A 12,241-nucleotide genomic window follows, 5' to 3' on the forward strand; every position below is an offset into this window, starting at 1 on the left:
GCCGGGGCGCGGCCGACCGGGGCGCGTCCCTCCGGCTCCGCAGCCGCAGCCGGGGAATCGGCGGCACGGGGGGCCGCGCGCGGCGCACCGGCGAAGAGCACGAGCACGGTGACCGCGATGCTCGCCAGCACGGGGGTGACCGGCGCGACGAACGACATCCCGATGGCCGGCGCGGCGAACACGGCGATCAGGCAGGCCACGATCCCGCGGCGCGGGCGCGAGAGGCTCGTCCGGCGGACGAAGACGTCGAGGGCGGTGAAGACCGCGGCCGCGCCCAGCAGCCAGTTCGTGCCGAGGAAGACGAGGAACAGGTCGGCGAACAGCTCGGCGGAGGGGGTGGACGGCCGGTGGCCGTCCGCCAGATCGAAGCCGACCGCCCAGGAGGCCGCTGCGAGTGTGCCGGCGGTGCAGGCCGCCACGCCGAGCAGGGCGGCGGTCACCGCGTGGCGGGCCGGCACGAGGCGGGACCGAACGGCCCAGCTTGCGAGCACGACCAGGAGCAGGGCGGGCGCGGCGCCGAGGCCGAGCACGGTTCCCGCCATCGCCAGTGCGGGGTCCGCCGCCGCGCCGAGACCGAGTGCGAGTGCGAGGCCGAGGCCGGCCGTGGCGACCGCGACGAACCCGAGCCACGCCTCACCGACGTACCGCGCCGTTCCCCCCGGAGTGCTCATGCCGCCAGTATGGCAGCGCGCCGGGCCTGTCGAACGCTAGGCGATCAGGGCGCGCATGCCGCGGTCGAGGTCCGCGAGGGTGGCCTCGGCGGCGGCCTTGCGCTCGGGCACCGTGCCGATCGAGGAGCGCGTGTCGAGGTAGACCTTGAGCTTGGGTTCGGTGCCGCTCGGGCGCACCATCACCCGGGACCCGTCGGCGAGGCGGATCCGCAGCACGTCGCTGGGCGGGAGCCCGCCGACGCCCTGGCTGAGGTCGTCGATGGAATCGACCCGGATGCTGCCCACGAGTTCGGGGGGATTCGCGCGCAGCCGCGCCATCACCCGGTCGATTTCCGCGACGTCGGTGACCCGCACCGAGATCTGGCCGGAGGCGAAGTGCCCGAACCGCTCGCTGAACCGGTCGAGATGGTCGGCGACGGTGAGACCGTCCGCCTTGAGCTCGCCGGCCAGGGCGAGGAACGCAAGCGCGGCGGAGATGCCGTCCTTGTCGCGCACCACGGCGGGGTTCACGAGGTAGCCGAGGGCCTCTTCGTAGCCGAAGATCAGCGCCGGGGCGCGGGAAACCCACTTGAAACCGGTGAGGGTCTCGACGAAATCGAGGCCGTACGCCGTGGCGACGGAGGCCAGCGCGGGCGAGGACACGATCGAGCAGGCCAGGGTTCCGGTGGTGCCCTCCGGCGAGTTCGCGGCGATCTCGGCCGCGCGCCAGCCCAGGATCGCGCCCACCTCGTTGCCGCTCAGGCGGCGGTAGCCGTCCGGGGAGTCGGCGTCGGGGATGGCGATGGCGAGACGGTCGGCGTCGGGGTCGTTGGCGACGATCAGCTCGGCGCCGGCCTCCCGGGCGGTGGCGTAGGAGAGGTCCATCGCTCCCGGTTCCTCGGGGTTCGGGAAGGCGACGGTGGGGAACGCGGCATCCGGGGCGATCTGCGCGTCGACGAGGGTCGGCAGGTCGAAACCGGCGGCCTCGAGCACCCGGCGGGTGGTGTCCCAGCCGACGCCGTGCAGAGCCGTGTAGACGGCGTTCACCTGCGCGCGCGGCGGCGGCGCCAGGCTCGCGGTCGCCTCGATGTAGGCCTGCACGACCGACTCGGGGGCGGTCTCGTAGGCGGCCCGGGGCAGCTCCGGCACGAGGCGCTCGGCCGCGACGCGCAGGATTTCGGCGGCGATGCCCGCGTCGTCGGGGGACACGATCTGCGAGCCCTCGTTCTCCCCGCCGAGGTAGACCTTGTAGCCGTTGTCGTTGGGCGGGTTGTGCGAGGCCGTCACCATGACGCCCGCGCTGGCGCCGAGGTGCCGCACGGCGAACGCGAGCACCGGGGTCGGCAGCAAACGGGGGAGCAGGATGGCGCGCACCCCGGCGCCCGCCATCAGCGCCGCCGTGTCGGTGGCGAACACGGAGGAGTTCTTGCGGCCGTCGTAGCCCACGACGACCGAGGGCACGGTGCCTTCCGGGGCGCGGGCGACCAGGAACGCGGCGAGGCCGGCGGCGGCCTGGGCGACGAGCACGCGGTTCATCCGGTTCGAGCCGGCCGCGATCGCCCCGCGCAGCCCGGCGGTGCCGAAGGCGAGCCGTTCGTCGAAGCGGGAATGCAGCTCGGCGAGGGCCTCGGGGTCGCCGGCGGCCGCCGACGAGACGAGCGGGCGGAGTTCGCCCTGGGTTTCGGGATCGGGATCCTGGCCGAGCCACGCCCGGGCCGCGGCGATGACCGGATCGACGGCATCCGCGGCAGTCGGTGCGGAGTGCCGCCCGCGCGCGCCGGGGCCGGCGCCGTTCTCCGGGCTCACAGTGCGGCCACGATCCGGGCGAGGAGAGCGCTGATCACGGGTTCGGCGTCGCGGCCGGCCTCGAGCACCTCGGCGTGGCTGAGCGGTTCCGTCTGGATGCCGGCGGCGAGGTTCGTGATCAGGGACATGCCGAGGATCTCCATGCCGGACTGCCGGGCGGCAATCGCCTCGAGCGCGGTCGACATGCCGACGATGTGGCCGCCGATGACCTTCGCCATCTGCACCTCCGCGGGCGTCTCGTAGTGCGGGCCGCGGAACTGGCAGTACACGCCCTCGTCGAGGGTCGGTTCGATGGTGCGGGCCAGGTCGCGCAGCCGGCTCGAGTACAGGTCGGTCAGGTCGACGAAGGTCGCTCCCTCGAGCGGTGAATCCGCGGTCAGGTTGATGTGGTCGCTGATCAGCACGGGTGTGCCCGGCTTCCAGGTCTCGCGGATGCCGCCGGCCCCGTTGGTCAGGATCATCGTGGTCGCCCCGGTGGCGGCGGCCGTGCGCACGCTGTGCACGACCCGTCGCACGCCGTGGCCCTCGTAGTAGTGCGTGCGCGCGCCGATCACCAGCGCGCGCTTGCCGCTCGGCAGCAGCACCGAGCGGAGCATGCCGCCGTGCCCTTCCAGCGCGGGGGCGCCGAACCCGGTGATCTCCTGCGCGGGAATCGTGTGCGTGGTCTCGCCGATCAGGCCGGCGGCGCTGCCCCAGCCGCTGCCGAGGGTGAGGGCGACGTCGTGCCGCGGGGCCCCGGTGATGCGGGCGATTTCCGCGGCGGCGATCCGGGCGATCTCAAAGGGATCGGCATCGGGCAGGTCAAGCGGGTTGGTCGGGGTCGTGAGCATCCCACCACTCTAATTGCCTGTCGAATTCGACGGACATGTTGCTCACATGTGGGCGGTGTGGCGTTCCGACGAGGGCGCGGTTTGGCGAGGGGTGCCGTGGAGCGAGAGAATAGAGCAATGGCCTACGAGTTTGAACGCAAGCAACGCATCGCCGTACTCGGCGGAGGGCCCGGCGGCTACGAGGCGGCTCTTGCCGGCGCCCAGCAGGGAGCCGATGTCACCCTGGTCGAGCGAGTCGGTGTCGGCGGATCCGCAGTGCTCACGGATGTCGTGCCGTCCAAGTCCCTGATCGCCACGGCCGAGGCCTCCAACTCCATCGGCGAAGCCACCGACCTCGGGGTGCAGTTCTTCGTGCGCGGGGACACCGGCAAGCCGTCCCGGCCGGAGGTTGCGATCAACCTGACCGCGGTCAACAAGCGTCTTCTGGCCATGGCACGGCAGCAGTCCGAAGACATGAAGGCCACGCTCATGCACGCCGGCGTGCGCCTCGTGCAGGGCCACGGCCGGCTCGACGGCACCAGCGGCGTCATCGTGTCCACGGCGGACGGCGAATCGGGCACCGACTTCGACCGGATCGACGCAGACACCATCGTCGTGTCGGTCGGCGCGAGCCCGCGCATCCTGCCGTCGGCGCTGCCGGACGGCGAACGCATCCTCACCTGGACCCAGCTCTACAACCTGCGCGCCGTGCCGGAGCACCTGATCGTCGTCGGGTCCGGCGTCACCGGCGCCGAGTTCGCCTCCGCCTACCGCGCCCTCGGCGCGAAGGTCACCCTCATCTCCAGCCGCGACCAGGTGCTGCCCGGCGAGGACGCCGACGCCGCGCACGTGATCGAGAACGTGTTCAAGCGCAACGGCATGGTCGTGCTGTCCAAGTCACGCGCGTCCTCGGTCGAGCGCACGGCCGGCGGCGTCGTCGCCACCCTGTCCGACGGCCGCACGGTCGAGGGCAGCCACTGCCTGATCGCGGTCGGCTCCGTGCCGAACACCGCCGGGATCGGCCTGGAGGAGGCGGGCGTGCAGCTGGCCGACTCCGGCCACATCCGGGTCAACCGGGTCGCCCGCACGTCGATGCCGAACGTCTACGCGGCCGGGGACTGCACGACCGAGCTGCCGCTGGCATCCGTCGCGTCGATGATGGGCCGCACGGCCGTCTTCCACGCGATGGGCGACGCGGTCAACCCGATCGAGATCCGCAACGTGGCCGCGAACATCTTCACCCAGCCGGAGATCGCGACGGTCGGCTGGTCGCAGAAGCAGATCGAGGAGGGGCTCATGCAGGGCGACATCTACAAGCTGCCGCTCGCCTCGAACCCCCGCGCCAAGATGATGGGCATCAAGGACGGCTTCGTGAAGCTGTTCGCCCGCACCGGCAGCGGCACCGTGATCGGCGGCGTGATCGTGGCCCCCAAGGCCAGCGAGCTGATCTTCCCGCTCGCCCTCGCGGTGGAGCACCGGCTCACCGTCGACGACGTCGCGCAGGCGTTCCCGGTCTACCCGTCGCTCACCGGCTCGATCACGGATGCCGCCCGCGCCATGCACGTCGTCCTCTAACCTCTTCAAACGTCCCTCGATACCCCGCGAAACCGCAGTTGTGCGCGCTAAAACGCGCTCATAACGCGCACAACTGCAGACTCGCGGGGTCTACGCAGCGTCGAGGACGGTGAGCAGAAGATGGCCGGATGACACGGTCGTCCCGACCTCGGCGCCAACGCTGCCGATCACGCCGTCCTTGTGCGCCATCAGCGGCTGCTCCATCTTCATCGCCTCGAGCACCAGCAGCAGGTCCCCCTTGACGACGGCGTCGCCCACGGCCACGAGCATCTTCACGATGGTGGCCTGCATGGGCGACTTGACGGCGTCGCCGGTGGCCGTGTCGATGGCGTGGGCGCCCGCGCGACGGCGGGGAGCCGGGCCGCCGGTGGCCTGGGCCGCGCCGCCGGGCAGCAGACGCGTGGGGAGGGACACTTCGATGCGCCTGCCCTCGACCTCGACGACCACGCTGTGCCGCTTCTGCGGTCCGGCGGTCTCCTCCAGGGTGCCGCTCCACGGTTCGATGGTGTTCTCGAACTCGGTTTCGATCCACCGGGTGTACACCGAGAACGGTGCGCCGTCGGCCGGGGCGAACGCGGGGTCGCGCACGATCGCACGGTGGAACGGCAGCACGGTCGGCAGCCCGGCCACTTCGAACTCGTCCAGGGCGCGCCGGGAGCGCTCGAGGGCCTCTTCCCGGGTGGCGCCGGTGACGATGAGCTTGGCGAGCAGGGAGTCGAACGACCCCGAGATCTCGTCGCCGGCCTGCACGCCGCTGTCGACGCGCACGCCAGGGCCGCCGGCGGGCTTGAAGACGTGCACGGGGCCCGGAGCCGGCATGAAGCCGCGGCCGGCGTCCTCGCCATTGATCCGGAATTCGAAGGAGTGCCCGACGGCGACCGGGTCACCGTAGGTGAGCTCTCCGCCCTCCGCGATCCGGAACTGCTCGCGGACGAGGTCGATTCCGGTGACCTCCTCGGAGACGGGGTGCTCGACCTGCAGGCGGGTGTTGACCTCGAGGAACGAGACGGTGCCGTCCTGGCCGATCAGGAACTCGCAGGTGCCGGCGCCCACGTAGCCGACCTCGGCGAGGATGGCCTTCGAGGCGCGATACATCTCGGTGGTCTGCGCCTCGGTGAGGAACGGAGCCGGCGCTTCTTCGACCAGCTTCTGGTGGCGCCGCTGGAGCGAGCAGTCCCGGGTGGAGACGACGACCACGTTGCCGTGCACGTCGGCGAGGCACTGCGTCTCCACGTGGCGGGGCTTGTCCAGGTACTTCTCGACGAAGCATTCTCCCCGACCGAACGCGGCCACGGCCTCGCGCGTGGCCGAATCGAAGAGCTCGGGGATTTCTTCGCGGGTGCGGGCGACCTTGAGGCCGCGTCCGCCGCCACCGAAGGCGGCCTTGATCGCGACGGGCAGCCCATGCACGTCGACGAAGTCGAGCACCTCGGATGCATCGACGACCGGATTGAGGGTGCCCGGGGCCATCGGGGCGTGCACCTTCTCGGCCACGTGCCGGGCGGACACCTTGTCGCCGAGCTTCTCGATCGCCTCGGCCGATGGGCCGATCCAGATCAGGCCGGCGTCGATGATGGCGCGGGCGAAGGCGGCGTTTTCGGCGAGGAAGCCGTAGCCGGGGTGCACCGCGTCGGCGCCGGAGCGGCGGGCAATGGAGAGGATCTTCTCGATCACGAGGTACGTTTCAGCGCTGGTGGTCCCCTCGAGGCCGTAGGCCTCGTCGGCGAGCCGCGCGTGCAGGGCGTCGCGATCCTGGTCGGCGTAGACGGCGACGGAGAGGATGCCGCTGTCCTTCGCGGCGCGGATCACCCGGACGGCGATCTCGCCCCGGTTGGCGATGAGGACCTTCGTTATAAGCGACACAGTGACCTAGCTTAGGCGGCGCGGTGAGCCGGGCTTTGGTTCCGTCATACAAAAAGGTGCCGGTAAGGAGTGCGGATCCCTACAACGATTGCCCGAGCGCTCAGAGGGCCCCGGCGCGGTTCCACAGGCTCGGCCACGAGTATCCGAGACCCGAAACCAGCCGGCGCAGCGTCGGCAGGGACAGCCCGACGACCGTAGAGGGGTCGCCGGAAATGCGGGTGATGAACGGCCCGCCGAGGCTGTCGATCGTGAAGGCGCCCGCCACGAAGAGGGGCTCGCCGGTGGCGATGTACGCGTCGAGTTCATCGTCGCCGATGTCGTCGGCGAAGGTGACGTCGGCGACGGCGACCGCGCCGACCGCCCGCCCGGGCGCGCCGCCCAGCTGCTCGATCAGCCAGTGGCCCGAATACAGCTGCCCCGTGCGGCCGCGCTGGTTGTGCCAGCGCTCACGGGCCTTCTCCGGCGTGTGCGGTTTGCCGTAGATGACCCCGTCGATCACGAAGACGGAGTCCCCGCCCAGGATGAGGCCGTCGATGGGCGCCGCCCCGTCCGCCGCCCCGTCCGCCGACCCGTTCCCGGCCCGCGACACGGCCTCGGCCTTGGCCCGGGCCAGCAGCTCCACCACGTGGTGCGGGGTCAGCGGGGCTCCCTGCACCCGGGCTGCCTCCGCAGCGACCGCGTGCTCGTCGACGTCGGGGGCCAGCGTCACCGGTTCGATCCCGGCCGAACGCAGCAGCGTGAGTCGCGCCGGCGAGGTCGAGGCGAGGTAGAGGCGCATGGGGTCCTTCGTACAATGTCGAGCGGTGTGGGATGCTCAATGAATGGTTTCGAGCAATAACATTCAAGCGGATTCGAGCGGTCAGGCACCCGAGGTGGGCACCGAGCTCGAACTCGACGTCACCAACGTAGCCCACGGCGGAATCTTCGTCGCCCGGCACGAGGGTCGCGTGGTGTTCGTGAGCGACACCCTGCCCGGCGAACGAGTCCGGGCGCGGCTGACCGACGCCAACAAGAAGAGCTTCTGGCGGGCGGAGACCATCGCGGTGCTGAGTGCTGCGCCGGAGCGCCAGCCGCACGTGTGGTCGGCCGCCGCGATCGAGCGCGCCCCCGAGGACCGCGCCGGCGGGGCCGAGTTCGGGCACATCGAGCTCGGCTTCCAGCGCGAACTCAAGCGGCAGGTGCTCGCCGACGCCCTCCAGCGCATGGCGGGCGTCGAATCGGATGTCACCGTCGAGGCTGTCCCGGTCGGCCGCAACGCGTCGCCCGGTGACGCGATGGACGGCACCGGCTGGCGCACGCGCATCCGCCTGCACGTTGCCGACGACGGGTCGATCGGCCCGTACGCGGCGAGGTCGCACCGGGTGATCGCCGTGGGCGACCTTCCCCTGGCCGAACGGTCCGTGGAGGCGGCCGCGCCGCTCGACACCCGCTTCCCGGGGGCCGCATCCGTCGACGTCGTCGCCCCGAGCGTCGGCGACGTGCAGGTACTCGTCGCCGAGAAGGATGCCAGGGGCAAGCGCATGCCGACCCCGCGCAAGGTCATTCGCGAGGTCGTGGGCGACCGCGAGTTCCGTCTCGACGCGGCGGGCTTCTGGCAGGTCCACTCCAGGGCGGCGGAGACCCTGTACCGGGCCGTGCAGGACAGCATCGACGAGGCCGACTTCGACCCGCGCGCGTCGAACCTCGACCTGTACGGCGGCGTCGGGCTGCTCGCCGCGGCGGTCGGGGACCGTTTCGGCTCCGACGTGCGCATCACCTCGGTCGAGAGCGACCCGCAGGCGACCGATTTCGCGGCCGAGAACCTCAGCGACTGGATCGGCGCCCGCGCGCAGACCGACCGGGTCGACCGGTACCTGCAGGGCATCGTGCGTGACGCCGGCGCGCTGGAGCGCGGCCGGCAGCAGGCGGCCACCGTCGTGCTCGACCCTCCCCGGGCCGGCGCGGGCAAGGCCGTCGTCGACCAGCTCGGAGCGCTCGGACCGCGCCGGATCGTCTACGTGGCCTGCGACCCGGTGGCCCTGGCGCGCGACGTCGCCCTCTTCGCCGGCCACGGCTACGAGCTCCGCGCGCTGCGCGCCTTCGACCTGTTTCCGAATACCCACCACGTTGAATCCGTCGCAGTGCTGTCCAGGTAGATATCCTTAGCCCGGACACCGAAACAAAGGACACCACTCACGTGACCCAGATAACACCAGAAGCCACAGCCCCGTTGCCGGGGAGCACGGCCGTCCGGGTCGGCATCATCGACGACCACGAATCGGTTCGGCTGGGACTCAAGGCGGCCTGTGAGAACGTGGGCTACGAGGTCATCCACACGGCCGCCTCCGCCCGCGACTTCGTCGAGGGCCTGGGCGACCGCACCTGCGACGTGATCGTGCTCGACCTCTCCCTCGGCGATGGTTCGGTCGTGACCGAGAATGTGCGACTCGCCCAGAGCACGGGTTCGTCGGTGCTCGTGCACAGCATCGCGGACCGGGTCGCCCTCGTGCGTGAGGCGCTCGCCGCCGGCGCGGCCGGGGTCATCCCGAAATCGTCCGCGACCGCGACGGTCATGGCCGCCGTCGCCACCGTGGCGCGCGGCGATGTGCTCAACAACCTCGAGTGGGCCACGGCCATCGACGCCGACAGCGATTTCGCCAAGGCACAGCTTGGCCGCCGCGAACGGGATGTCCTGCACCTGTACGCCTCCGGCCTGCCGCTCAAGATGGTTGCCATGCAGCTCGGCATCGCGCATTCGACCGCCCGCGAGTACCTCGACCGCATCCGGGTGAAGTACATCGAGGTCGGCCGGCCGGCCCCCACCAAGGTGGACCTGCTCCGGCGCGCCGTGGAAGACGGCATCCTCCCCGGGCTCGACCCGGATGGCGGGGATGCGCGCGCCTAGGCCCGCGCCGTCCCCGGGCGACGGCGGCACGGTCCGGTCAGTGGCCTTCGGCGCGGACCCGCTCGAGGTGGAACTTCTCGGCAAGGCCAGGCAACCGCGCAAGCCGATCAGCCGCGCTCAGATCGAAACGGTTGTCTCCCGGTCGGTGGCCGGGGTCGGCGTGGTCTTCGCCCTGCAGGCGCTGCCGGTCATGATCGAACAGCTTCAGGTTCGCCTGCCGGCGGTGGGCGTGATCGGGCCCGTGATCCTCGCTGTGGCCCTCGGCTTCGTCGTGCTCGCCACGACGTTCAAGGTGGGCATCAAGACCGCCACCGGCTCCGTCGCCATGATCTACCTGCTGGCCCTCATGGCCTGGCCGTTCCTGATGCGCGATCCCGAGCAGGTCCTCGACGGGGTGCCCTGGCTCTGGTTCCTCTGCACCGTCGCCACCTCGTGCGCCGCGATCGCTTTCCCGCTGTTCTGGGCGGCCGGGTACACGCTGGCCATCCCGGTCCTGTACGGCGTCCTGCGGGTGACGCCCTCCGGCGGCGGCGCAGACGGCCTGCTCGCCTCGCTCGACGCGGTGTACGCGATGCTGCTGGGCCTGGTCGTGCTGATCATCATCGCCATGCTTCGCCAGGCCGCGGCGGCGGTGGATGCCGCGCAGCTGAATGCGCTCGACCGGTACGCCCTCGCGGTGCGCCAGCACGCCACCGAGAGTGAACGGGTCGAGGTCGACTCGATCGTGCACGACACCGTGCTCGCCACCCTCCTGTCCGCCGCGGGGGCCCGCAACGCGACGGCGGCCCGCCTGGCCGCGGTGATGGCCCGGAACTCGCTCGACCGCCTGGAGGAAGCCGGTTCGGCGTCCGTGAGCGACGAGACGGTGATCCCGTTCGAGGTCCTCAGTCGGCGCATCCGGGATGCGGCGGCCGCGATCGCCAGCTCGTTCGTCGTGACGGAGCAGGACCTGGGCGCGGCGACGGTGCCCGTTCACGCGGCCGAAGCCCTTTATTCGGCGAGCGTCCAGGCGATGGTGAACAGTCTTGAGCACGCCGGGACGGCCGGGGCAGCCGTTGCCCGGACGCTCACGATGGGCCCCAACGCGCGGGGCGGATGCACCATCGAGATCGCCGACACCGGTGTCGGGTTCGACCCCGCGCTGGTGCCGGGCGAGCGCCTCGGCCTGCGCGTCTCGATCCAGGAGCGCGTCACGAGCGCCGGGGGCTCGGTCGTCGTACGCACGGGCGTCGGCCGGGGGACCAGGATCGTCATTGACTGGCCGCGGTCGGCGGGGGCGGCCGACCCCCTGGTCGGGCTGGTCCCGTCCGAGGAGCTTCCGCTGCTCCCCCTCGCGGATGCCGCACCGACCGACGCGGGGCCGACGGCATGATCACCGTCCCCCGAGGGCTCGTCGTTGGACTGGCCGCCCTGTTCTCGGCCTACCACGTCGTGCTCGGCATCTATTCGCTCGGCGTGGCGTACCACCCCGCCCCGGCGATCGTCGCGATCGGTCTGTACGTCGTCGCGACCACACTGAGCCTGTGGCCGTCCGGCCCGGTGCGGATGCCGCTCTCGCTGGCGCTCTTCAATGTCGCGGTCTGCGCCTCCCTGCCGCTGCTCGTGGGCAGCCAGCTGGATGGCTCGTCCTCGGCTAACGGGTACGCTACCTGGTACGTGGCCGCCGTCGGAACGCTTATGACGATCACGGCCACCCGGAAGCAGCAGGGCCCGTCCCTCGTCGGAGTGATCTTCCTGATGGTGCACACCATCGTCTGGGCAGGCCCGGGTGCCCTGGCGTCAATGGGAGTCATCGGGAGCGCGGTCTGGGTGGTCGTCGCAATCCTCACCTCGCGGGCGCTCGCCAAAGCCGGCCGCGACGCCCGGCAGTACGCCCTCGCGGAACGCGAAGCGACGGAGTGGCAGGCAGCGCAGGAGGCTCACCTCGACGAACGGCAGGTTCGGCTCGCCCACACCATCCGACTGGCGGCACCGATGTTGCGCCGGATCGTCGAGGTCGGCGGCGCACTGAGCGAAGCGGAACGGCAGGAATGCCGATACCTGGAGGCTGCCGTCCGCGATGAAATCCGTGGCCGCAAGCTGCTCAATGACGCCGTGCGCCAGAACGTCATGGCCGCCAGGCGGCGCGGCGCGGTCGTCACACTGCTCGACGAGGGCACCATTGACGACCTCTGCGGGAGCGAACTGGACGGCGTGCTCAACCGGCTCGCGGACGCGATCGGCCGCACCACGGCCGACAAGATCATCGCTCGCACCTCGGCGAACGGCTCGGACACCGCGGTCACCGTGGTCGGCCTGAGCGGCGCAGACACGAGCAGCGCCGACCCGAGCGTCAGCGCGCTTGGCCAGGACACGCCCGGCGAGGAAGTCTACCTCTGGCTCGAAATCCCGCGCGCTCAGCCCGACCCGCGCGCGCAGGGCCGCTGACCTTCGCCGAACTGTGAGTTTGGCACCTTCCGGGCGCCCGGGAAGGTGCCAAACTCACAGTTCGGCGCGACGATGGATGCGCGATGAGGAATGCGAAAGGGGACCAGCCGTGAGGTTGGTCCCCTTTCGCATTCTGGGCCAGAGCGACAACCCGAATGCCACCCTGACGAGCCCCCAGCCGAATCGGTTACTTACCCTAGTCGCCGAGCGGTGGGTGGTGTGCCTGC

10 protein-coding genes are annotated in these 12,241 nt (G+C 71.2%); 5 read left to right on the forward strand and 5 right to left on the reverse strand.

Annotation, left to right across the window (positions count from 1 at the left end):
• The 3 genes from E3T33_RS07265 to E3T33_RS07275 form a co-directional block, all read right to left on the reverse strand.
• Positions 1-671: hypothetical protein (locus tag E3T33_RS07265; protein WP_198417256.1), on the reverse strand; the 671-nt coding region annotated here is incomplete at its 3' end.
• 36 nt (positions 672-707) lie between these two features.
• Positions 708-2,375 carry a phospho-sugar mutase gene (locus tag E3T33_RS07270; protein WP_241982864.1) on the reverse strand — a complete coding sequence of 556 codons (1,668 nt, stop codon included), beginning with the start codon at positions 2,373-2,375 and terminating at the stop codon, positions 708-710.
• A 77-nt stretch (positions 2,376-2,452) separates the two neighbouring features.
• Positions 2,453-3,286, reverse strand: a complete 834-nt coding sequence (locus E3T33_RS07275) for a purine-nucleoside phosphorylase (RefSeq protein WP_134575044.1) — start codon at positions 3,284-3,286, stop codon at positions 2,453-2,455.
• A 117-nt stretch (positions 3,287-3,403) separates the two neighbouring features.
• Between E3T33_RS07275 and E3T33_RS07280 the strand changes: the two genes are divergently transcribed.
• Positions 3,404-4,840, forward strand: a complete 1,437-nt coding sequence (locus E3T33_RS07280) for an NAD(P)H-quinone dehydrogenase (RefSeq protein WP_134476329.1) — start codon at positions 3,404-3,406, stop codon at positions 4,838-4,840.
• A gap of 90 nt (positions 4,841-4,930) precedes the next feature.
• Here E3T33_RS07280 and E3T33_RS07285 read toward each other — a convergent pair whose 3' ends face one another.
• Positions 4,931-6,703: a biotin carboxylase N-terminal domain-containing protein gene (locus E3T33_RS07285; protein ID WP_134575045.1), complete on the reverse strand. Its 1,773-nt coding sequence runs from the start codon at positions 6,701-6,703 to the stop codon at positions 4,931-4,933.
• 100 nt (positions 6,704-6,803) lie between these two features.
• The gene (locus E3T33_RS07290; protein ID WP_092323172.1) at positions 6,804-7,481 is read right to left on the reverse strand and encodes a nucleoside triphosphate pyrophosphatase; all 678 of its coding nucleotides are present in this window, start codon (positions 7,479-7,481) and stop codon (positions 6,804-6,806) included.
• Between the two features lie 43 nt (positions 7,482-7,524).
• Between E3T33_RS07290 and E3T33_RS07295 the strand changes: the two genes are divergently transcribed.
• Genes E3T33_RS07295 through E3T33_RS07310 form a run of 4 tightly spaced genes read left to right on the forward strand, consistent with a single transcriptional unit; the run spans position 7,525 to position 12,014 of the window.
• Complete coding sequence (locus E3T33_RS07295) at positions 7,525-8,838, forward strand: TRAM domain-containing protein (protein WP_092323170.1); 1,314 nt, start codon at positions 7,525-7,527, stop codon at positions 8,836-8,838.
• A 41-nt stretch (positions 8,839-8,879) separates the two neighbouring features.
• On the forward strand, positions 8,880-9,587 hold the full coding sequence (locus E3T33_RS07300; protein WP_092323169.1) for a response regulator transcription factor: 708 nt from the start codon (positions 8,880-8,882) through the stop codon (positions 9,585-9,587).
• Positions 9,588-9,627: 40 nt separating this feature from the next.
• A complete protein-coding gene (locus E3T33_RS07305; RefSeq protein ID WP_134575046.1) occupies positions 9,628-10,959 on the forward strand; it encodes an ATP-binding protein in 1,332 nt (443 codons plus the stop codon).
• Positions 10,956-12,014, forward strand: a complete 1,059-nt coding sequence (locus E3T33_RS07310) for a hypothetical protein (RefSeq protein ID WP_092323166.1) — start codon at positions 10,956-10,958, stop codon at positions 12,012-12,014. The genes E3T33_RS07305 and E3T33_RS07310 overlap by 4 nt, the downstream gene beginning before the upstream one ends.
• Positions 12,015-12,241 lie beyond the last annotated feature (227 nt).

The sequence above is a fragment of the Cryobacterium sp. TMT1-2-1 genome (assembly GCF_004403955.1).
Classification (GTDB): domain Bacteria; phylum Actinomycetota; class Actinomycetes; order Actinomycetales; family Microbacteriaceae; genus Cryobacterium; species Cryobacterium psychrotolerans.